Source organism: Pseudomonas viciae, from assembly GCF_004786035.1.
Taxonomy (GTDB): Bacteria; Pseudomonadota; Gammaproteobacteria; order Pseudomonadales; family Pseudomonadaceae; genus Aquipseudomonas; species Aquipseudomonas viciae.
Map to the genome: position 1 here is coordinate 5,390,617 of NZ_CP035088.1, position 22,459 is coordinate 5,413,075.

17 protein-coding genes and 1 pseudogene are annotated in these 22,459 nt (G+C 61.7%); 3 read left to right on the top strand and 15 right to left on the bottom strand.

Going from position 1 to position 22,459, the window contains the following annotated elements:
• Positions 1 to 46 precede the first annotated feature (46 nt).
• The 8 genes from EPZ47_RS23870 to EPZ47_RS23905 all read right to left on the bottom strand — a co-directional run bounded on the left by EPZ47_RS23870 (position 47) and on the right by EPZ47_RS23905 (position 10,888).
• Positions 47 to 1,249 (bottom strand): MFS transporter, encoded by a 1,203-nt coding sequence (locus EPZ47_RS23870; RefSeq protein WP_135846976.1) that lies wholly within the window; start codon positions 1,247 to 1,249, stop codon positions 47 to 49.
• A gap of 126 nt (positions 1,250 to 1,375) precedes the next feature.
• Positions 1,376 to 3,904, bottom strand: a complete 2,529-nt coding sequence (locus EPZ47_RS23875; RefSeq protein WP_135846977.1) for an efflux RND transporter permease subunit — start codon at positions 3,902 to 3,904, stop codon at positions 1,376 to 1,378.
• A gap of 4 nt (positions 3,905 to 3,908) precedes the next feature.
• Complete coding sequence (locus EPZ47_RS23880) at positions 3,909 to 5,012, bottom strand: YCF48-related protein (RefSeq protein WP_135846978.1); 1,104 nt, start codon at positions 5,010 to 5,012, stop codon at positions 3,909 to 3,911.
• A gap of 71 nt (positions 5,013 to 5,083) precedes the next feature.
• Entirely contained in the window at positions 5,084 to 6,448 is a 1,365-nt protein-coding gene (locus tag EPZ47_RS23885; protein WP_135846979.1) for a DUF1329 domain-containing protein, read from the bottom strand.
• A gap of 12 nt (positions 6,449 to 6,460) precedes the next feature.
• Positions 6,461 to 8,140 (bottom strand): DUF1302 domain-containing protein, encoded by a 1,680-nt coding sequence (locus EPZ47_RS23890; protein ID WP_135846980.1) that lies wholly within the window; start codon positions 8,138 to 8,140, stop codon positions 6,461 to 6,463.
• A gap of 128 nt (positions 8,141 to 8,268) precedes the next feature.
• Positions 8,269 to 9,393 carry an FAD-dependent oxidoreductase gene (locus EPZ47_RS23895; protein ID WP_135846981.1) on the bottom strand — a complete coding sequence of 375 codons (1,125 nt, stop codon included), beginning with the start codon at positions 9,391 to 9,393 and terminating at the stop codon, positions 8,269 to 8,271.
• Positions 9,394 to 9,550: 157 nt separating this feature from the next.
• The gene (locus EPZ47_RS23900) at positions 9,551 to 9,934 is read right to left on the bottom strand and encodes a Rieske (2Fe-2S) protein (protein ID WP_135846982.1); all 384 of its coding nucleotides are present in this window, start codon (positions 9,932 to 9,934) and stop codon (positions 9,551 to 9,553) included.
• A gap of 15 nt (positions 9,935 to 9,949) precedes the next feature.
• Positions 9,950 to 10,888 (bottom strand): VOC family protein, encoded by a 939-nt coding sequence (locus EPZ47_RS23905; RefSeq protein WP_135846983.1) that lies wholly within the window; start codon positions 10,886 to 10,888, stop codon positions 9,950 to 9,952.
• A 327-nt stretch (positions 10,889 to 11,215) separates the two neighbouring features.
• On the opposite strand from EPZ47_RS23905, the gene EPZ47_RS23910 reads away from it, so the two are divergent.
• Positions 11,216 to 12,127 (top strand): LysR family transcriptional regulator, encoded by a 912-nt coding sequence (locus tag EPZ47_RS23910; RefSeq protein WP_135846984.1) that lies wholly within the window; start codon positions 11,216 to 11,218, stop codon positions 12,125 to 12,127.
• Between the two features lie 23 nt (positions 12,128 to 12,150).
• Here the strand turns inward: EPZ47_RS23910 and EPZ47_RS30945 are convergent, their stop codons facing one another.
• Together EPZ47_RS30945 and EPZ47_RS30950 are read right to left on the bottom strand one after the other, a co-directional pair.
• On the bottom strand, positions 12,151 to 13,014 hold the full coding sequence (locus EPZ47_RS30945; RefSeq protein ID WP_406550189.1) for a methyl-accepting chemotaxis protein: 864 nt from the start codon (positions 13,012 to 13,014) through the stop codon (positions 12,151 to 12,153).
• Positions 13,009 to 14,082: pseudogene (locus EPZ47_RS30950) on the bottom strand (HAMP domain-containing protein); the annotation flags it as partial. The pseudogene EPZ47_RS30950 and the gene EPZ47_RS30945, both read right to left, overlap by 6 nt.
• Positions 14,083 to 14,514: 432 nt before the next feature.
• Between EPZ47_RS30950 and EPZ47_RS23920 the strand changes: the two are divergent.
• On the top strand, positions 14,515 to 15,672 hold the full coding sequence (locus tag EPZ47_RS23920) for an alpha/beta hydrolase family protein (protein ID WP_135846986.1): 1,158 nt from the start codon (positions 14,515 to 14,517) through the stop codon (positions 15,670 to 15,672).
• Between the two features lie 162 nt (positions 15,673 to 15,834).
• Here EPZ47_RS23920 and metE read toward each other — a convergent pair whose 3' ends face one another.
• Positions 15,835 to 18,147, bottom strand: a complete 2,313-nt coding sequence (gene metE, locus EPZ47_RS23925; protein ID WP_135846987.1) for a 5-methyltetrahydropteroyltriglutamate--homocysteine S-methyltransferase — start codon at positions 18,145 to 18,147, stop codon at positions 15,835 to 15,837.
• 107 nt (positions 18,148 to 18,254) lie between these two features.
• Here metE and metR point away from each other — a divergent pair, with 107 nt between their 5' ends.
• The gene (metR, locus tag EPZ47_RS23930; RefSeq protein WP_135846988.1) at positions 18,255 to 19,172 is read left to right on the top strand and encodes a transcriptional regulator MetR; all 918 of its coding nucleotides are present in this window, start codon (positions 18,255 to 18,257) and stop codon (positions 19,170 to 19,172) included.
• 91 nt (positions 19,173 to 19,263) lie between these two features.
• Here metR and EPZ47_RS23935 read toward each other — a convergent pair whose 3' ends face one another.
• The 4 genes from EPZ47_RS23935 to nosR all read right to left on the bottom strand — a co-directional run bounded on the left by EPZ47_RS23935 (position 19,264) and on the right by nosR (position 22,386).
• Complete coding sequence (locus tag EPZ47_RS23935; RefSeq protein WP_135846989.1) at positions 19,264 to 19,761, bottom strand: GNAT family N-acetyltransferase; 498 nt, start codon at positions 19,759 to 19,761, stop codon at positions 19,264 to 19,266.
• Positions 19,758 to 20,396, bottom strand: a complete 639-nt coding sequence (locus EPZ47_RS23940; protein ID WP_135846990.1) for a LysE family translocator — start codon at positions 20,394 to 20,396, stop codon at positions 19,758 to 19,760. Before EPZ47_RS23940 ends, EPZ47_RS23935 begins: the two co-directional genes overlap by 4 nt.
• Positions 20,397 to 20,413: 17 nt before the next feature.
• Positions 20,414 to 20,830, bottom strand: coding sequence for an NUDIX hydrolase (locus EPZ47_RS23945; protein ID WP_135846991.1), 417 nt, complete (start codon positions 20,828 to 20,830; stop codon positions 20,414 to 20,416).
• A 188-nt stretch (positions 20,831 to 21,018) separates the two neighbouring features.
• Positions 21,019 to 22,386, bottom strand: coding sequence for a response regulator c-di-GMP phosphodiesterase, NosR family (gene nosR, locus EPZ47_RS23950; RefSeq protein WP_135846992.1), 1,368 nt, complete (start codon positions 22,384 to 22,386; stop codon positions 21,019 to 21,021).
• Positions 22,387 to 22,459: the final 73 nt, after the last annotated feature.

A 22,459-nucleotide genomic window follows, 5' to 3' on the forward strand; every position in this document is an offset into this window, starting at 1 on the left:
GTTCTCCTCGTTGTTCTTATTTTGATAAAACGTCGAATGGGCCAGATCAGCGCTCAGGGTCCACGGCGACAGAGGCGGGAAAAGCTGCCCCGCGGCCACGCAACCGAATGCATGCCAAGGCCACCAGTATTTGGAAGGCCGCAACGATCCCCAGCGCAGCAGGCAAAGCGCTGCTCACCCCACCGGTAATCGCCAGCACCACCAGCGGGCTGGCGAACTCACCGGCAAAGAACATCGCCGTGAAGCCGCCGGCGGCGCGACCACGCTGCTGGAAGTCGATCTGGGCCATGATCCAGGTGAGCAGAGTCGGCATCATCAAGCCGATGCCCAGGCCGTTGATCAGCACGGCGATCACCACCCATCCATGACTGTCGGCCACCGCCAGCAACCCGCCACCGATACCGGCCGCGACGAAGGCCAGGAGCACCTGTCGGTACGCCGCTACCCCCCTGAACAGACGGAAACTCAGGGCGCCGACCAGCACGCCGAACTGACTGGCGCCCATGGTCATGCCGATCTGCTGCGACCCTTCGACATGCAGCAGATTGAGCAGGTAACCGACTTGTACCGGCACGATAAACAGGCTCAAGCCGGCCAGGAATGACAGGGCATACAACGGTGCCAGGGGGCGCCAGGGGAATGCCCTCCTCACCGCCGTTGTCGCCGTGACGACATGTGCGCGTGGCTCCCACAGCAACCAAAGCATCAGTGGCAGGAACACCAGCCCCACCCCATACAGGGCGAACGGGGTGCGCCAGCCGTGCTCGCCGAGCACGCCGCCGACGGAAATGAAAATCGCCGCCGACAACGAGGTCGCAACCATTTGCAGGGCGAACATGCGTTCACGTCGCGCGCCGCTGTAGTAGTCGCCCATCATCGTGGTGCAACAGGTCATGATCGCCGCCTCGGCCACGCCGATACCGGCGCGGCTGATAACGATGACCTGCAGCGACTCCAACCAGAGCGGCAACACGCCACAGACGGTGTAGAGAAACATCGCGCCGATCAGCAATGGCTTGCGCCCGAGCCGGTCGGCGATGATCCCGGCCACGGGTGCCAACAGCGCAATCATCAACGCCGGGAGCGTCAGGGCAATGGGCACCAGCACGGCCACACCCGGTGTATCCGCGAAGTGCTCCTGCATCCGCGGCAGTATGGGGGCCAGCAGCACCGCACCGAGCACCGGCAGGCAACTGCCGAGCAACAGCAACAACGACTGTGGCAAACCGGCCTGGCGTTCAACACTCATCGTCCACCTCCGATGCTTGGGCTGCGCAGAACGCCATGCCGAAGGCGCTCAGGCCGGCTATAAGGTCAAGCCATAGAGGCTGCTGGAACAGATACATACGAGGCATGGCAACGTCCTTTCTTGTTGTTATGGCGCGACCGGATTAGCCGCCGCAGAGACTGTTTTCTTGCACGCTGAATGCTGCACCCTGGTTACCTGCTCGGCGGTGACGGGCACCTGCGGCACACTCGTCAGGCCATGGCTTTCATCCCAGGGTTGGTGCTCGGCCTGTCCCTTGCACACCCGCTTGCTTGGCAACAGGAAGTGGGCCAGGGCCGGCAACAGAACCAGCGCACCGACCATGTTCCAGACGAACATGAAGGCCAGCAGCACGCCCATGTCAGCCTGGAACTTGATTGGCGAAAACATCCAGGTGGCCACGCCGATCGCCAGGGTCACACCGGTCAGCATCACCACCTTGCCGGTGGACAGCAGTGCCTGGTAATACGCCTGCGACAAGCTGGTGCCCTGGCGCATATGGCCGAGCAGGATGCTCATCACATACAGCGCATAGTCGACGCCGATGCCCACGCCGAGGGCGATCACCGGCAGGGTCGCGACCTTGACGCCGATGTTCAGCCAGACCATCAGCGCCTCGCAGAGGATCGATGTGAGCATCAGCGGGATCACCGCACAAATCGTCGCGCGCCAGGAGCGGAAGGTGATCAGGCACAGCAAGATCACTGCGCCGTAGACCCAGAACAGCATTTCGCGATTGGCCTGCTTGACCACGATATTGGTCGCCGCCTCGATCCCGGCATTGCCTGCGGCCAGGAGGAACTGGACCTCGTCGGTATTGTTCGCCGCGGCGAACTGTTCGACGTGCTCCACCAGGCGGGTCAGCGTTTGCGCCTTGTGGTCGGAGAGGTAGACGTACAGTGTCAGCAGGCTACAGTCTTCGTTGTACAGCCCGCGCGGCGCCCCGGCGGTGACCATGTTGAGCATTGCCTGGTTGTTCTGCAGCTCGTACCACTTCGGGCTGCCTTCGCTGAGGCCGACCAGCATCCGGCGATTGAGCAGCGCCAGCGAATTGGTCGAATCAACCCCTGGCAAGGTGCGCAATTGCCAGTCGAGCGCATCGACCTTGCGCAGGATGTCGTAACGCGAACAGGCGCTGGCGGGCGTCTTGATCATGACCGCGAACAGATCGCTGCTGGCGCCGTAATGATGGGTAAGAAACGCATCATCCTGGTTGTAGCGCGAGTCGGCCCGCAGCTCGGGTGCGCCCGCATCCAGATCACCGATTTTCAATTGCAGGCTGACCACGAAGCCGGCGGTAGCCAGTGCCAGGCTCAGCGCAATGCACAATGCAGCCCAGCGACGCTGGGTGAACAGGTCGAGGAAACGCCAGAACCCGTGGCGACTCTGGCCAGCTTGTTCAGCGTGCTCGCTTTTCAGACTCAGTCGCGCAGCGTGGCGGCTGACACCAACATAGGAGAGCAGTACCGGCAGCAGGATTAAATTGGTGAAGATCAGCACGGCCACGCCAATGCTGGCGATCATCGCCAGATCCTGGATCACCTGGATCTTGATGATCATCAGCACCGCAAAGCCGACCGCGTCGCAGAGCAGCGCGGTGAGACCGGCGAGAAACAGGCGGCGGAAAGTGAAACGCGCGGCGACCACACGGTGCATGCCCCGACCGATGTCTTGCATGATGCCGTTCATCTTCTGTGCGCCATGGCTCATGCCAATGGCAAACACCAGGAACGGCACCAACACCGAATAGGGATCCAGTTGATAGCCCAGCAGCGGCAGCAGGCCGAGCTGCCAGACCACCGCCACCAACGAGCAGAACACCACCAGCAAGGTGCTGCGGATGCAGCGGGTGTACCAGTAGAGCACCACGGCGGTGATCAGAATGGCCACGGCAAAGAACATCAGGATCTGCCGCAGACCGGCGATCAGGTCACCGATTTTCTTGGCGAAACCGGTGATGCGAATGTCGATGCTATCGCTCTGGTATTGGCTGCGCAGCGACTCCAGTTGTTGCGACAGCCTGGTGTAGTCCAACGGTTGGCCGTCGGGGGTGCGCTGCAGCAGGGGCACATGGATGATGCTCGATGCCTGGTCGAACGCCACCAACTGGCCGATTTCGTTGGACAGTTGCACATTGCGTCGCAGTGCCGCGAGGCTGGCGGCGCCGCCATCGTAGTTATCCGGAATGACTGGCCCACCGTCCAGGCCTGCTTCGGTCACCGCCACCCAGCGCGTGGCCGGCGTCCACAGCGACTTCATGTACGCACGGTCGACACCGGGCAGCAGATAGATCTTGTCGCTCAACGCCTGGAGGGTCTTGAGGTAGGCGCTGTCGTAGATGTCGCCCCGCTTGTTGACCACCGCGATGCGCACCGCGTTACCCAGCCCGCTCAACTCCTTCTGGTGCTCAAGGTAGTTGGCGATATAGGGGTGATGGGTGGGGATCATTTTTTCGAAACTGGCGTTGAGCTCGACACGACTGGACTGCCAACCCAGCACCAGCGTGGTCGCCAGGCACAGCAGCAACACCCATAGGCGATGGTTGAACAGTGCTCGCTCAAGCACCGAGCCGGAACGCGGATCAAAGTCATCGAACGCATTCGCAGGAGACTGGGGGAAATTACCAGGGGACGTCATAACCTCACTCCGAAGCGGCAGTGGACGGCTGCGCAATACGCTGCAGCCCGGTGAAACCGGCAACGACCAGGCTGCCATCGGCGGCCTCGATCAGACTTGAAACAGGCTTACCCAAGGGCTTGCCCAGTGGCAGCAGCGCCGCCCCGGTCTGCTCACCGTTGAGAAACAGTGCGCCGCCCTGGTTGACCAGCAACACCTGGCCGTCGGCCAGGCGGGTGGCGTCGTTGAAGGCAATCGGCATGGGGACTGACAGGCGCTGGAAGCTTTCGCCACCGTCATTGGAGATAAAGGCATTGCCCCTCAGGCCGCCAACCAGCAAGGCGCCATCGGCGCGGCTCTGCAAGGTGAAAAAACTGCCTTCATAGGGGCTTTCCAACTGGCTGAACGAAGCCGCGTCGTCATCCGAGCGCGCCAGGTAACCCTGCTCGCCCGCCAGGAACCAGCGCGCGCCTTGGTGACTGATGGCGTACAAGTGCATCCCGTTCGGGTTGGCGATGTGCCCCATCAGCGACTGCCACGTGGCACCGCCATCGGAGGTCCACAGCGCCAGCCCGTAGGCGCCGACGATCAGCCCGTGTTGGGCATCAATGAACTCGAACGCCAGGAAGGGTTTGTCCGCCCCATCGGCGACGAGACGCTCGGCACTTTGTACGCGTGCCAATGCGTCATCCGGGTTGGCAGCGTTGGGCTGGTCAGCCTTCGCTGCGTCCAGTTCGAGCTGGGCCGCACGGGCGCCGTCGAGTTGCAGCGTCCAATGCTCGCCACCGTCACGCGTGGCCAATACCACGCCCGCGTGACCGACGGCCCAGCCCTTTTGCGCATCAACGAACTGCACCGCCGTCAGGCTGACCGAAACCGGCACCGAGGCCTGACGCCAGCTTTGCCCATTGTCGTCGGAGAGCAGCACCAGGCCGCGCTCGCCCACGGCCACCAGACGTGTGCCGGCACGCGCCAGGTCGATCAATACGCTGTTCTGCGCAGCCGGTACCCGCATGGCCGGGGTACTGAGCGGCACGTCCACCGCAGCCGGCCCGGCCAGGCACACGCTCGTGGCGAAGGGCAAATACAGGGCCAAGAGCACAGTGCCCGCCTGACTGATTCTGTTCATAACCTACCTCGGAAAAACACTCGCACCTCAAGGGCAAGCCGACAGGCCTGCCCTTCACGCTCAGCTCAGACTCAACGCACGCCGCGCCCGGCCATCGCCGCTGGCGAGAACTCGGAGGCCTTGTAGCGATCGACCGCGTGATACTGCTCCGGCAATCCGGCGTAGACGTTCTGGATAAACCACGCCCCCGAAGTCAGGTCATAAAAACCGGCAGACAGTTGCACCACGGCTGGCAAGTCGGGCAGTACGGAAGGCAGGGACCAGAGGGTCTTGGCCAGTTGGCCGCTGGCGTCCCAACGGTCGCCGAGCAGGGCTTGCCAGCTGTCTTCGTCGAGGTAGTAGCGACCTTTGGGCAACTGGTGACGCTTGCCGGCGGCCAACGTCGACTCGACTACCCAGACGCGGTGCAACTCCCAGCGCACGTAGTCAGGATTCAGATGGTGCTTGGCGAACAGGTCTTGCGGCTGGGCGGCGGCCTGCATCTTGTTGGTGTTGTAGGGAACATACATTTCCTGCTTGCCCACCAGTTTCCAGTCGAACCGGTCCGTACGTCCCTGCCACACGAACAGTTCGTCGAAGGACATGACCCCGGCAGTGGACGGCGTAGGGGTATCGCAGCAAGCGTTGGGCAGCGTGCGCACCCGGCGCTGGCCGCTCAGATAGACATGGGCCTGGGATTTGTCGCCGTTGATGTTCTCGCGCCCCAGGATCTGCTCGCCGGCACGAATCGCCGGGCCGAGATTGACAAAGCGCACCTGCCAATAATCACCCGAGTAGTTTTCAGGGCTGCCTTCCTCGAAGTAGTAGGGCATTTCCTGGGTCAACAGGCCGTCGCTGGTCATCACCTGGTTACCGTCGGCCGTCATCAGATAATGGCGAAAATGCCCCGCCACCGAGGTGCCGCGCCAGTTCAGCAAGTGATTCCAAATGGCTTCGGTACCATTCTGGGGAATCGGAAACGGGATCCCGCCAAAGGCACCGTCAGGGATCAGGCCGGCGCTGCTGTCGACCAGTTTGGCGCGGGTCGCATTCTTGAACGTGTTGTCATAGACCCACTGTGGCGCGGCCGCCGTGCGCCGGGTCGGATAGACGTCGATGCGATAGGTGTCCGGGAAACGCTTGAACAGCTCCTTGGTGCCGTCGCTGAGCTTGTCGGCGTACTTCGCCACGTTCTGCGCGGTGATGCTGAACAAAGGTTTGTCCGCGGCAAACGGATCGCCGCGCTTGCCGCCCGGTGTGTAGGCCGGATCAACCTTGGTGTAGCCACCGTCCCAGGCCGGAATGCTGCCGTCGGCATTACCGGCTTTCTCGGCACCGAAGGGCGTCAGGGTCTTGCCCAGCGCGGCCGCTTGTTCGGCGCTGGCGGCCAAGGCCATCGGCGCGGCGGCGGCCAGCAGGGTTAAGCACAAGGCCTTTAGAGTGAACTGAATGGTCATGCGCAAATCCTCTTAGAACGTGGTCTTGACGGAGAAAGCCAGGTAATCCCGGTCCTTCAGCGACTGCTTGTAATTGAACTGGTTGGCGGCGTTGAGGCTGGTGTCCTCGGGCCCGTAGAAGTGGGTGTAGGTCAGCCCCACAGTCACTTGGTCCAGGTAGGTGGCGGAGACACCGATGTTCATATCCCCCCCTCTGTCGGGGCCGAACCCGCTGATCACAGCCGACTTGCCCATGGGGAAATAACTGATGCCCAGCGGCACGCTGATATCCACGCCCGGGAAGAACTGGCGATAGGTGGGCGTGTAAACCAGTTTCAGGCCCAGGGCGTCGTCGGTGGCGTTAGGATCAAGGGCTGCGCGGTTCTTGGTCACGGCGAGCAGGCGGTTCCAGGCCACTTCCCCTGTCAGGCTGGCTTCATTGGCGACGAAGGAAGGGCCCAGCGATGCCAGGACGTTGAGGTTGACGTGAGCCGTACGGCCGACGGCGTACAGGGCATCATCGTTGTTGTCCGCCTCGACGCCCGGCAGGACGGTCTGGGCGTTGGACACCAACGGCATGTTCCAGCGCATCGATGCCTCGCCGGCAAAGCTGTACTCGTCCACGGAGGTGGCGAAACTGGCCCCCAGGACACGGATATCTTCCGGATAGACCCAGGAGTACTCGCCGACTTTGCCAGTACCGAAATCCGGCCCGGTGGCATTCGGCTTCAAGTACAACGTTGGGGTTTTCTCGTGATATTGGAGCGCGTACAGACCGTAGTCCGTCGTCCCGGTGTTGTACTTGAGCTGCAGGCCGCCCTGACCGGAGCTCCTGGCTTTCTTGTCCTTGCCATGGAAAAACGCAGCCGGGCTATTGGCATTACCGCCCAGGAAATCCGGAAACGGTCCGCCAGTGATCAGCCGTTCATTGCCGTCGCCGATGGTATCGCTGGTGGAGAAGTAGCTGCCGGCGCCCGGCAAGCGAGTGGCTTCCCACTCCAACTGGTAGAAGGCGCCCAATGACACATCGTCGGTCAGTTGGTAGGCGGTCGAGAGCTGGTTGACCGGCCGGGTGATTTCCTTGAATTGGGTGTTGGGCACCGATTGCGCCTTGACCACATCCACCGGTGCCATGGCACCGGCAATACCGTTGCCGCCGAAAAACAGGCTCTCGCCCCAGATCAGGCCGTGGCGCCCGGCGCGAATCGATAAGGCACGGTCGGCCAACTCACCGTTCCAATAGACAAAGGCATCCAGCAGTTCACCGTCACCACCGTGCAGTTGACGGGTGTCGCTGGTGAACTCGTCGAAGCCCACCGAACGTTGGTTGGCACTGGCCGCGTCGTTGTTGTCGTTGCGGTCCTGGTAGACGGTGTCGTACCACGCGGCACCGCTCAAACGGGCACCGAAGTTGTGAAAACCAATGTCCAGTTCGGAAAGAATATCCAGCCGATTGGAGATCAACCCCTTGCCGAAGTTGTGATCGCCGTCATTCTGGTTCAGCGCCGTCTGGCCCTCGCTGAGTTTGCTGCTGGGCTCCTTCAGGCGCCAGGCCGCGCTGTACTTGAGCGTGTTGTCCCAGCGCAAACTGAGATCGGGATTGCCGGTATCGATCTGAAAGGCCTGGGCAACCGAAGCGCCAAGCCCCAGGCTGGCCGCCAGGGTCAGGGTGAAGGGGACGCGCCGCGACGCAGCGATCTTGCGAGTAGCCATCGAAGTAACCCTCTTTATTGTTGTTGTATGTCAGCTCTTCTGGTGAAACGGCGCCCGCAGTCCAACCGGGCCAAGCCTGCACAGGCATGAAACATCCATGGGAGAGCGAATTCAGTCTTGCCGGCGCCTCAGATGGGCTCTGCCGTGACCTCGAGCATCCGCCTGACCAGGCCGATCCGGTCGAAACTGCTGTCGTGGGCCATTTCCTTGTCACCGGCCAGCACCGAGCTTTCGCTGATGAATTTGCAGCGCTCGTATCGGCGCGCCATGAAGCGTTCGAGCTGCTGTTCGACGCTGCCACCGGCGACCAGCTCTTCGCCGAGCACGACAGCATCTTCAATGGCCATGCCAGCGCCCTGGCCCAGGTGCGGCGTCGTGGCGTGCACCGCGTCGCCAATCAGCACGACACGGCCGCGGTACCAGGGCTCACTGACGAACACCACCTCCAACGGCTTGTAGACCACCTGGTCACTGTCGAGGATCTGCTCGCGCAGTTCACCGATCAGCCCGGTAAAACCACTCAGGCGCTGGCGCATCTGGGTCGCCAGCGTGGCGGCATCCATCCGGGGGTTGGCGGGTTCATGGGAGGTGACGAACATGTACATCTGGTCACGACCCAGCGGCACCAGTCCGGCATTGCCAGCAGGGCCTTGGAAGGTAGCCAGGTGATCGATTCCAGCGGCGCGTGGAAAGTTGTAGCGCCACACCGACTGGCCGGTGAAACGCGGCCGGTACTGCTCGCCGAACAGCAAACCGCGCATTTGCGAGTACAGGCCATCGGCCCCCACGACCAGGTCGTAACAACCGCGACTGCCGTCGGTGAACAGCACATCAACGCCCTCGTCCACCTGCTCCAGGGTTTGCACGCTCAGGCCCAGGCGAATCGAGGCACCCAGGGCAATGGTGGTTTCGCAGAGGACTTGATGCAGGGCCAGGCGCGAGATGCCGACGTTGGCCGGGTATTCGGGGCCGGCCAGGCGCTGGCCGGGTATTCGCGCCAGCTGTTCACCCGCTGTGGTATTGATGGTCACATCCTCGAACGCGTAGGCAGCATCCAGGTAGCCGTCCAACACACCCAACTTGGCCATCTCACGCACGACGTTGCTCTGCTGGATGATGCCGACGCCGTAGACTGTCCATTGCGTCTTGAGCTCGACAAGTTCGACTTCGATGTCCTGGCGACGCAAAGCGATCGCGGCGCACAGACCACCGATACCACCACCGACGATAAGCACTTTTTTCACTGCTTTCATGCTTGTCTCACTCTTATTCTTGTTATTCACGCAAGCTTTCTGCCGGAGCGATCCGAGGCCTCACTACCGGCTGTTTCTGCACGCATTCGCTACCGCGTTGTGCTCACTTTCTCGGCAAAGCAGGCGTTTGACTAATCGCATGTAGGGATACGATGTATCAGCAACCGCGATACGTTGATTCAGGTGCACACGCCTCCAATTGACCCGCTTCGAGCACCAGCCAATCAGCCTCCGCATGCCATTGCAGAGCACTCAGGCTTTCCCCCAGGCACGGTCCGTAGATGCACAGGCCACTGTCCGGAAGGAACCGGGCACCGTGGGCGTAACAGACAATCTGGCTGCCATCGACACTGAGAAAACGATCCTTGCGGTACTCCAGGCGCACCTGCAGATGCGGGCAACTATTGCGATAGACCCGCACCTCGCCGCCATGGCGCAGGGCAAACACGCTGTCCTTCCCTGTGTCCAGAGGATCGAATCCGCGGGCCTGCCCTTCGAGCAATTCATCCAGGCGACATAGCGCAAGGGCGTCGAGACTCATGGACAAACTCCGCACTCAGGCCTGCTTGGGCGGCGGACCGCTCGGGAACCATTTTTCCCGGGAAGTGAACAGGAACAGCTGCGAGTTATCCGCCGACAAAGGCGCCTGACGCGCTTGCCAGGCATCATCGTGCTTGTCCATGTCGGCGTCGTATTCGATGTGGCAGCCCAATGGGCTGTTGAAGTACCAGAACCAGTTGGAGCCAAAGAGGTGACGGCCTGGGCCCCAGAAGCTGGTCCAGCCTTGCTGTTCGAAGCGTCGCCCGGCCAGCAGCACTTCCGTGCCGCTGCCCATGTGAAAGGTAAAGTGCTCGCAACCCTTCATGTGCGGTGGCGTCTGGATCATGAACAGGCAATGATGGTCATCGGAACCGGCTGGACGCATGAACGGGCCAGCACCAACGAAGGTATCGGTGGTCATGAAGCCCAGGCGCTTGTAAAAGGCCTCGGCCTTCAGCGCATCCGGCACGAAATACACCACATGAGACAGGGTGCGCGGCAGGGCCTGCATATCGGGGGTGATACCCGGTTGATTGACCGGGCGCTGGGGGGCATGGCCCGGCGCATTGGTCAGGTCGGCTGGCGCGCTGTACGGACGCCGCACACTGATCTGAAAACCAATGGCGAACCCCATATCGTCAACACTGTGCACGGAGCCATCGGCACCACGGATCACCAGGCGATCGCGCCCCAGCTCATCGGCGATGGCCTCGAGATCCGCACCGCTGGCCACGCCATAGATGGTTTCACGAATCGAGGGTGCAGGCCCGATGGCCGCCGGCAGACTGGCATCGTCAGCCCGGCGGATAATCACGGCAGTGCCGTCGAGGGCTTCAAAACGACCGCCCTCGCTGTCGACATCGACAGGTTGCAGGCCGTAGTCACGCAGGCAATGGGTACAGGCTTGAATGTCGTCGACGCCAAAAATCAAGGCATCAAGGCCAATGATGTTCATTGAGTTACCACTCCATTGTAATTATTCAGCGCAGGCCAGCACCCCGCTTACGGGAGCCGTGCCAGGCGAAGCGCTGCCGAGGCGGGTCTTGGAGTCGATCAAGCGTCACGGCCAACCGACTGTGGGTCGATACTGAAGTGGCGAAAACGCACTGACTAATCGCTTGTCGGGATGCGACCTATCGGTAAACGCGATACCTGGCTGCGCAGCGCCAAACGACGTGAAAAATCGCAAAGACATCGGTCGACGCACCTCTTCACGGGGCTTGACGCCGCGATAGGAAGGTCGGAAGGTATTTACAAAATAAATACAAAAATCGAGACCGCCATGCGTTTTAACCACCTGGATCTCAACCTCCTGGTGGCGCTTGATGTGTTACTGGAAGAGCAGAACATCACCCGCGCCGCCGAACGCCTGCACATGACCCAATCCGCCACCAGCGGCGTACTGGGCAGGCTGCGGGTCTATTTCGAAGACGAACTGCTGGCGCAGGTCGGGCGCAAGATGCAGCCCACGCCCTATGCCCGTGAACTGGCGGCGCCAGTGCGCCAGATACTGCTGACGATCCAGTCCTCGATCACCGCCAAACCGGTGTTCGACCCCGCCACCAGCAAGCGCCATTTCCGCCTGATCACCTCGGACTATCTGATCAGCGTCCTGTTTGCCCGGGTGATCCAGAAGATCTCCCTGGAAGCTCCGCACATCACCTTCGAGCTGCTTGGCCCCGGCGACACCTCAACCGAGCTGCTGATGCGCGGCGAGGCCGACATGATGATCGTGCCTGAGCGCTATCTCATTGAAGGCCACCCATCGCAGTTACTGTTCGAAGAAGAGCACGTTTGCGTTGTGTGGGACGGCAACACCCAAGTGGGCGATAGCATCACCCTCGATCAGTACATCGAGATGGGTCATGTCTCGGTGATTTTTGGTCGCAACCGACAACTGAGCGTCGAAGAATGGCTGATGGCCCAGTACGGTTTCACGCGTCGCATGGAAGTGGTGACCCACGACTTCAACACCTTGCCGCAGTTGATCGTCGGCACCCAACGCGTCGCCACCATGCTCCAGCGCATGGCCAGGCTCTACGCCAACTACCTGCCGCTGCGCATCTTGCAGCCGCCGGTGAAAATCCCGGTGATGCGTGAGTTCATGCTCTGGCATCGCACCATGGACGGGGATCCGATGCACCGTTGGCTGCGAGCGAAAATCAGTCAAATCATCAATGAGCTGGAGCAGTAGCCGCTCCCTTGCCCGGAACCGGGTCAGGTGCGGAAATGCCCGACGGCCGCCTTGAGTTCACCGCTAACCTGTTGCAGGTCGGCCGTTGAGACTTGCAGTTGCTGGCTTTCCCTGGCGCTGCCCTCGGTCACTTCGCGCACCCGCGTCATACTCTGGCTGACTTGCTCGGCCACCACACTCTGCTGCTCGGCGGCTGCGGCAATCTGCTGGTTCATCTGCTCGATGCTGGACACCGCCCGGGTGATCCGCGCCAGTGCCTGGGAGGCTTGTGCGGCAAGCACCACCGTTTCATCGCTCAACACATGGCTGCCTTGCAAGCGCTCGGCGGCTTGTTGGGCAACGCTGCTCAGACGAACGATCAACCCTTCGATTTCCGTGGTCGAACGCTGTGTACGCCGTGCCAGGCCGCGCACCTCGTCGGCGACCACGGCGAAACCGCGACCATGCTCGCCAGCCCGCGCCGCCTCGATGGCGGCGTTGAGCGCCAGCAGGTTGGTCTGCTCGGCCACCGCCTTGATGACATCGAGCACGCCACCGATCGCTGCGCTCTCCACCAGCAACGAGCGCATGGCTTGCGCACAACCACTCATCTCCACCGCCAGATGGTCGATCTTGCCCCCCGCCTGGCGCACCAGTTCATCACCCTCACGCGCCTGTTCGTCGGCATGCGCCACCGCTGCGCGGGCCTCACCCGCGTTGCGGGCAACCTCCTGCGCCGTGGCGGCCATCTGTTGCATGGCGGTGGCGGCCAGTTCGGTTTCCTGGCGTTGGTGCTCGACACCACGGCTGTTGCTCTGGGTCACTTCGGCCAGGCTGCCGGCCATGCCGTTGAGCGAGCCGACCCCACGGTCGATGCGCCCGACCAATCCGCGCAGGCTGCCCAGCATGCTGCTCACCGCGCCCAACAACTGGCCCAGTTCATCGCGACGAACACGGCCTGACGGCGGATCGCTCAGATCTCCCGCTGCCACCCGCTGGACCAGCTGCACGGCCTGGCGCAGCGGCTGCACTATCAACTGACGGATCAGCAGGCTGGCCCCGATGCCCAAGGCGAGCGCCAGAAAAGTGATCAAGCCCAATTGGCGATCGGCGCGGCGATTATCATCCAGCACCGCCTGCCTTTGCTGTTCATCGGCCAGGGCCAGCAGCTTGCTCACCTGCTCGGTTTGCGCGTTCATCGCCGCACTGCTTTGCGCGCTTTGCCCACGGCTGGCGACAAACTCGACGAAGGCCTTGCGGTAGTCGCCCAAGGCTGTGCTCGCCTCCTGCAGCGACTCGCCTTGCTGCTCGCCAAGATCGAGCGCCTGCATGGCGGCCAGCAGGTCACTCATGCTCATTTCCCAGTCGCTGCGGTAACGCTCCTCACCATCGAGCGAGTAGTACAGTTCGCTGTCACGCAGCTTGGCGAGTTTGTCGCGCAATGCAGCGGTCTGCTCAAGCAGCACCATCTGATTGCTGGTCGGGGGTGTGCCCTGCCCCAACCGGGTATTCAGCGCATCCAGTTGATCGAGAAACAGCAGGGTAAAGCTATCGCCTGCCGTCTGCGCCAGCGTCTGCATGCGCAAGCGGGCTTCGCGAGCCCGACGCAACGAATCGGCATAGCCGAGAAACTGCTCCAGGTAAGCACTGACCGCCGTGCGCACCGTGGCGCCCGATGCGCTATTGGCCGGTTCCTCATCAAGTTGCTGGTTCAGCTTGCCGATTGTCTCGCGCACCTGCTCCAGGCCCTGCGGAGCAAGATCCAGGGCAAATGCCTTTTCGGCGATGCGGGCACGCAGGATCAATGCCTGGATCGACGACTCCTGACGCGATTGCTCACCGCGCTGCTGCAACACACCCAGAGAGTGAAAAGCCGTGGCCGCCACCCCCAGGGTAACCAGCAACACCAGGCCAAAACCCAGCGACAGCTTGGCACCCACCGACAGATTGCCAAGCACACGGCTCAGTACAGGCATGTCCAATTCCTCCCACGGTAGTGGAAACACATCCTGCCCTTGGCGCCCAGGCTGATCGCAGTGCCGGAATTAGACTCACTCATTTGCCGATACCTTGTTCTTGTTGTTGTGCGCGCCCGGGACTCCAGCCAACGGCGCGGTGTAGCGCCAACTCTAGTGAGTCGTACCTCAACGACACCAATCGCATCCCGCGTTATGAGCAATCGCAAAGTACGATGATAGGTATCTGGATTTGCTGCTTGATCTGTGAGTAGAAAACCCCTAGGCCAATGACACACATACGCTCCATCACCGTTCGCAATACCTCCCATCCCGACTTGCGATTGGCCAAACAATTGCCCTCCCCTTAGCCTGCTTCGAACCGCCAGGTCAGGCTGTCATCCGCTCCGGACCTGGCTGCCTGCCTTTGTTTGCACAAGGACAATAACAATCATGTTCCGCTACTTCCCGACCAACTACGTGTGGAATCTTTCCGTCGACCTCGCCATTGAAATGGGCGCCCGCATCGGCGAAATCGAAGAAATGTGCGCGCCGCTGCAAGAGGCCGCCAAGCAGCCGGATGCCGCCGGCAGCAAGGCCTTCCGTGAAACCTGGGCGAAAATGGCCGACAAGCTTTGCGGCTTGGCCGAGGAAGATGAAGCCAAAGGTCGAATGTTGTCAGCCGGCGAAAAATACAACCGCGCCGCGACCTATTACCTGAGCTGCGAACGCCTGCAGGCCCATGGCGCCCCTGGCCGTACGGAGCTGTACCAGCGCTTTTTACACACCTTCCAACGCGGTATCGAACTGGCGCAGGAAAACTGCGAGCGCGTTGAAATCCCTTACGAGGGCAAACACATTTCCGGTCTGCTGGTCCGTGCCGAAGGCGTCGGCGGCCCAGCGCCGATTCTGGTGCAGGTCAACGGACTGGACTCCACCAAAGAAATGAAATACCGCGTTGGCCTGCCCGCCTGGCTGGCCAAACGTGGCGTGTCATCGTTGATCATCGACCAGCCTGGTACCGGCGAAGCCCTGCGCCTGCATAACCTGACTGCGCGCTTTGACAGCGAACATTGGGCCAGTCGAGTGGTGGACTGGCTGGAAACCCGCAGCGATATCGACGCCAAACGCATCGGCATGGAAGGCGTGTCGCTCGGCGGCTATTACTGCCCCCGCGCGGTAGCCTTCGAGCCGCGCTTTGCCTGCGGGGTAGTCTGGGGTGCCAACCATGACTGGCGTGATGTACAGAAGCGGCGCATGGAAAAAGAAGGCAGCTTCCCAGTTCCGCATTACTGGTCGCACGTAGCCTGGGTATGGGGCGCCAAAGACACCGATGAGTTCATGACCATCGCCGAGAATGTCCACCTGGACGGCATACTGGATCGCATCAAGGTGCCGTTCCTCGTCACCCATGGTGAGAAGGACTCGCAGATTCCATTGAAGTGGGCGCACCGTACCTACGAGCAGTTGGTCAACAGCCCTAAGCGCGAGCTGAAAATATTCACCGAACGCGAAGGCGGCGTCCAACATTCGAGCTTCGATAACAGTATCAATGCCGGCCAGTACATTGCCGACTGGGTCGCTGAAGTGCTTGGAGGGCGGACTGCCTGAGGGGGTGCTGCAGAATCCGGCAGGGCTGCGAGGAGATGAGGATTGTGTAGGAGCTGCCGAAGGCTGCGATCTTTTGATCTTGTTTTGCTGATCTTCATTCAAGACCCAATTGTCTGGGGAAAGATCGCAGCCTCGCTTCGCTCGACAGCTCCTACGCGGCTCTTACGCCAACTGGCTTCTCAGTTGCCGCGCCGCCGCCACCATGTTCACCAACGCCGCTTCCGTCTCCGGCCAAGCCCGGGTTTTCAGCCCGCAGTCGGGGTTGATCCACAACCGCTCGGCGGGGATCCGCTTCACTGCCTTGCTCATCAGCGCGACCATCTCAGCCGTGTCCGGCACCCGTGGCGAGTGGATGTCGTAGACGCCCGGCCCGATGTCGTTGGGGTAGTCGAATGCCTCGAACGCGTCGAGCAGTTCCATGTCCGAACGCGAAGTTTCGATGGTGATGACGTCAGCGTCCATGGCCGCGATAGCCTGGATCACGTCGTTGAATTCGCTGTAGCACATGTGGGTGTGGATCTGGGTTTCGTCGCTCACCCCCGACGCGCTCAAGCGGAAGGCCTCCACGGCCCAGTCCAGGTACTCCCGCCATTGCCCGCGACGCAGCGGCAAACCTTCGCGGAACGCCGCCTCGTCGATCTGCACGATCTTGATTCCGGCCTGTTCCAGGTCCACTACTTCGTCGCGCAGGGCCAGGGCCAGTTGGCGGGCCTGGACTTGACGCGAGATGTCCTCACGGGGAAACGACCACATCAGCATGGTCACGGGACCGGTGAGCATGCCCTTCATGACCTTGTCGGTCAGGCTTTGCGCGTAGCGGATCCAGTCGACGGTCATGGCTTTCGGCCGGCTGATGTCGCCGTAGATGATCGCCGGTTTCACGCAACGCGAGCCGTAGCTCTGCACCCAACCGAAACGGGTGAAGGAGTAGCCGTCCAGTTGCTCGGCGAAATACTCCACCATGTCGTTGCGCTCGGCTTCACCGTGCACCAGCACATCCAGACCCAGGCGTTCCTGGATCTGCACGGCATGGCGGATCTCGGTGTGCATGGCGTCCTGATAATCATTGGCCGACAGCTTGCCTTGCTTATATGCCTGACGCGCCAGGCGAATCGCCGGAGTCTGCGGGAAGGAGCCGATGGTGGTGGTGGGAAACGTGGGCAGTTTCAACCGGGCATGCTGCTGTTCGATGCGCTTGGCAAACGACGAACGCCGCTGGCTGTCCTGTGGCCCGATGGCGGCCAGACGAGCCTGGACCTCGGCTTTGTGAATGCGCGTCGAGTTGGCGCGACGGGCCTGCACCTCGCGGCTGTCGGCCAAGGCCTGCTGTACGCCGGGGGCCTGCGGATCGTTGAGCGCATCGCGCAACACCGCCACTTCACCGCACTTCTGCACGGCGAAGGCCAGCCAGCCCTTGAGTTCCGGATCGAGCCGGTCTTCGCGCTCCAGATCCACCGGGCTGTGCAGCAATGAACAAGAAGTGCTGACCCAGAGGTTATCGCCAAAACGCTCCTGGGCCGGTTGCAACTGCGCCAGTGCCTGTTCCAGTTCGCAACGCCAGACATTACGGCCATTGACCAGCCCCACCGACAGAATCTTGTAGGTGGGCAGGCGGTCCAGTACCTGGCCCAGTTGCTCCGGCGCACGCACGGCGTCGATGTGCAAACCGTCCACCGGCAGGCTCACCGCCAGGCCGAGGTTGTCTTCCAGGCCACTGAAATAAGTCGCCACCAGTTTCTTCAGCGGCGAGTACTGGAGAATGTGATAAGCCCGCTCGAACGCGCTTTTCCAGGCCAGGGGCAGGTCGAGGGTGAGGATCGGTTCGTCGATCTGCACCCACTCCACGCCCTGGGCCTTGAGGCGGTTGAGGATTTCACCGTAGACCGGCAGCAGGCGCTCCAGCAGCTCGAGCTTGTCGAAATTCCCACCCTTGGCCTTGCCCAGCCACAGATAAGTCAGCGGGCCGATGATCACCGGTTTGACCTGGTGCCCCAGGGCGTGGGCCTCGTCGACTTCGTCGAACAACTGCTCCCAGCTCAGGGTGAAGGTCTGATCCGCGGAAAACTCCGGGACCAGGTAGTGGTAGTTGGTGTCGAACCACTTGGTCAATTCCTGGGCGTATTGCGCCTGGCCGTGGTCGGTACCGCAACAGGCGGCCGTGGCGCCACGGGCCATGGCAAACAGCGTGTCGAGGGTCGGTTTACCCTGGGCACTCAAGGTGCTGTGGAAACGCGGCGGAACGGCGCCCAGGGCCAAGGTGTGACCGAGCACCTGGTCGTACCAGGCAAAGTCACCGACCGGCAGCAAGTCGATGCCGGCATCTTTCTGCAGTTGCCAGTGCCGGGCCCGCAGTTCGCGGCCCACCGCTTGCAGCGCGGCCGGGGCGAGGTCGCCCTTCCAGTAGGCTTCGAGGGCTTTTTTCAGTTCGCGGTCGGTGCCGATGCGTGGAAAACCGAGAGAGTGGGCCAGGGCCATGGTATGCGTCCTCCTATAAAAGATGGCGCCATTGTCGACAGCTCACCCTACATGAGACAAACTCAACCTTTTCGTGTTGATCACAAGTTTTCCTCATGGAGGCCACCGTGCTTGAAATCCGTCACCTCAAGACCCTGCACGCCTTGCGCGAAGCCGACAGCCTGGTCGAAGCCGCCGAACGCCTGCACCTGACCCAGTCCGCCCTCTCCCACCAATTCAAGGAACTGGAGGAGCGCCTGGGGATGCCGTTGTTCGTGCGCAAGACCAAGCCGGTACGCTTCACCAGCGCCGGCCTGCGCCTGCTGCAACTGGCCGACGCCACCCTGCCCCTGTTGCGCGGTGCCGAACGGGACATCGCACGGCTGGCCGGCGGCACCGCCGGACGTTTGCACATGGCGATCGAATGCCACAGTTGCTTTCAGTGGCTGATGCCGACCATCGACCAGTTTCGCGACGCCTGGCCGGAAGTCGAACTGGACCTGGCTTCGGGCTTCGCCTTCGCCCCGCTGCCGGCCCTGGCCCGGGGTGATCTGGACCTGGTGGTGACCTCCGACCCGCTGGAACTGGCCGGCATCACCTACGTGCCGCTGTTCACCTACGAAGCGATGCTTGCCGTGGCCAACCAGCATCGCCTGGCGGGCAAGCCCTACGTCGTGCCGGAAGACCTGATCAGCGAAACCTTGATCACCTATCCGGTGGAACGAGACCGGCTGGACATCTTCACCCGCTTCCTGGAGCCGGCCGACATCGAACCGGCCCAGGTGCGCACCTCCGAACTGACGGTGATGATGATGCAACTGGTGGCCAGCGGCCGAGGTGTGTGCGGCATGCCGCACTGGGCACTGCATGAATACAGCTCGCGGGGCTACGTGAAAGCCAAGCGGCTGGGGGAGAAAGGCTTGTTTGCCACGCTGTATGCGGCGGTGCGTACCGACATGCTCGATGCGCCGTACATGCGCGATTTTTTGCTGACGGCCAAGGACACTTCGTTTTCCACGTTGGATGGGGTGAGTGCTGTTCGGTGATACCGCGTCGCGCCTATCGCGAGCAAGCCCGCTCCCACAGGAGATCGCTGGTTGACACAGAACGTGTGCTCATCTCACAAGGGCGGTGGGATTAGAGCTCAAGCCACATATGGATTTTGTCGAGGTATTCGTCGCCCACCCGTATCGCCATTGGTTCGAGGCCGTACAGCACGAAACCGCAGCGCTGGTAGAGCTTGACGGCCGGGGCGTTGCCGGCGGTGACGGTCAATTGCACCAGGCGCAAAAAGCTGTAGCGACGGGCTTCGTCGAGGGCGGCCTGTACCAGTTGGTAGCCCAGGCCTCGATGACAATGGGCTTGGACGACGTACATGCCAAACAACGTCGCTTTGTGCCGGGCCTTTTCCCGGGGCTCCAGGGACAGCCCGACAATCCCCACCAACTGATCCTCGACAAACGCCCCCAGCACCACATCCAGCCGATTGGTCAGGCGCGCTTCCCACCAATTGATGGGCAGCGCCGCCCGCTCGTTGACGCTGGAGGTGAAGGCCTGCGGATGAAGCGCGTAGGCCTGGAGCATCAGCTCGCGATACGCCTGGGCATCGCCCGCCCGCAGCCGTCGAATGCTCACGCCGAACGCCGTTGCTCAAACATCAGGCGCAACGCCAGCGCCCCCAGCACAAAGCCCATGAAATAACGCTGGGCCGCCAGCCAGGTCGGGTTGTGGACGAACCACGAGGCAATGCCGGCGGCGAACAGGGCAATCAGCAGGTTGACGCTAAAACTGACGCTGATCTGGGTCAGCCCCAGGATGATGCTCTGGGTGAACAGCGAACCGTGTTCCGGGCTGATGAATTGCGGGAACACCGAGAGGTAAAACACCGCGATCTTCGGATTCAGCGCGCTGGTGAGAAAGCCCATGGTGATCAACTTGCGCGTCGAGTCCGCCGGCAGCTGCTGGGCCTCGAAAGGCGAACGCGCCCCGGGCTTCACGGCCTGCCAGGCCAGCCAGAGCAGGTACAGCGCACCGGCCCATTTCAACACTTCATAGGCCACCGGCACTGCCAGGAACACTGCGGTGAGCCCCACCGCCGCGGCGAACATGTGCACGAAAAACCCGGCCACCACCCCCAGCAAGGACGTGACACCGGCCTTGCGGCCCTGGCAGATCGAACGGGAAATCAGATAGATCATGTTCGGGCCGGGCGTGAGCACCATCAACAACGCCGCGGCGGCGAAAACCAACAGGTCCGGCAATGGAATCATGAGCATCAATCCTTGAGTCAGCAGGTCACGAGGTGTGTGGCTCGATAAAACGGCAGGATCACCTCACCTGTCAACGGTGCCAACACAAGATCGCTGTCGCCGGCCGGGTCGATCCAGCGCACTTCCTCAATTTCAGCGGCGGGCGAAACCGGGGCGTCGATGGTCAGCAAAAACACTTCAGCCTGCACGGTAAAACCCGGCTCGTTGGCGGCCGGAGCGCTGAACGAGCCCAGGTAACGGGCTTGTGCCGGATCGATCGTCAGGCCAAGTTCCTCTTCCAGCTCCCGGGCCAGGGCCTGGACCGGCTGTTCATGGGCCTCGATCTTGCCCCCCGGCTGCATGAAGGCCAGGGTGCCGCGTTTGCGCACCAGCAGGGTTCGACCGTCAGGCCCGATCAACAGGGCCGCGGCAATGCGGATGAGGGAAGTGGTCATGGGAGATCAAAGCCTTGGGCGGGGAAATGCCGGGGGAGATTACAGGCCAGGGGGAAACGAGCAAAGCCCAGAATCCACACATCCCCATGTGGGAGCGGGCTGCTCGCGAAGGCGCTGTGTCAGGCAACATTGATTGCGACTGATACTCCGCCTTCGCGAGCAAGCCCGCTCTCACAGTTGAACTGCGGTCAGCCCAAAATCGGCTTCGGCACCGAGGGGTCCGCTTCCTCCTCAGGGATTTTGACGAACACGCTGTACCGGGCCCCTTCCATCGATTCGAAGGCGATGAGCTTTTCCACCAGCGGAGCGCTCAGGACCTTGCCAGCGTTCAGCAGCAACATACCGTTGTCGGCGTTGAGGTTGCGCGCCAGGATCATCCCAGGCCCCAACTCCCGGGTGCTCATGACCTTCACCGTCGGATCGGACAAGGTCACGTCGTCCAGGTATTCGCCACAAGCCTTGATGAAGTCCTCGATCATGTCCGGGTCGTACAGCTTGCCGGCGTATTTGCGGATGTAGACCAGCGCTTCGTCGCTGTTCATCTGCCGCTCGAGAATCAACCCGCGCTGCAGTTCAATGAAGTCCACCGCCAGTTTCAACAGCCGCGAACCGAACGGAATGGCCTCGCCCTTGAGGTGCTCGGGAAAGCCGCTACCGTCCCAGCGCTCCTGGTGATGGCGGATGATCCGTGCCGCATCCTTCATCGGGTCCAGGGTCATCAGCAGCGATTCGCTCTGCTTCGGATAGGCGCGGTACAGCTCAAGTTCAGTGTGGTGCAACATGTCGGCGGGCGTGACCATCATGTTGTCGGTCCAACTCAGCTTGCCAATGTTGTAGAGCGCCGCAGCCATGGTCAGGTCGCGGTCGGTGGACTCGTCCAGGAAGTGCAGCCGACTGTAGACGCGGATCAGCTCGATGATCTGCCGGTTGGTCTGCTTGGCCTTGGGCAGGCGCAGGTTGGCGATCAACGAAAACACTTCGGTGCTGGTTACATAGCTGCGCTTGAGCTCGTCATAGGCCAGGTCGAGCATGTCGGCGGTCTGCTGCAACTCGGAGGTGCGCGAGGCCACGCGTTTTTCCAGGGTGGCGTTGAGGGTCTTGAGTTGCTGGTTCTGTTCGCTGTTCAGCGCTTCGAGGCGCTGGCGCTCGCTTTCGGAATGTTGGTGGGCCAGGGCCTGACGCAGGGCCTGTATCAGTTCCTCATCGTTCCAGGGCTTGCTGAGGTAGCGATAAAGCTGCCCCTCATTGATGGCCTTGGTCATCATATCCACGTCGGCGTAACCGGTGAGCAGGATGCGCAAGGTCGACGGGTAAAGCTTGCGAATCTGCGCCAGCAGCGTCGCGCCGTCCATGTTCGGCATGCGCGCATCGGTCATCACCAGGTCGACCGGCCGCTCCTTGAGGATTTCCAGGGCCTTGGCCCCGCTGTCGGCCAACAGAATTTCATACGGTTGGCTGCGCAATAACCGCCGCAGGCTATTGAGAATCGACTCTTCGTCATCGACCAGCAGCACCGTCGGCTTCGTAACCGGAACGTCCGGCGATTGATCTTCCATTAGAACCCCCTCCTATTCACGACAACTGTTCTACCCTACCCCCGAAATACAGGCTAGTAGATTGCGTAAATTT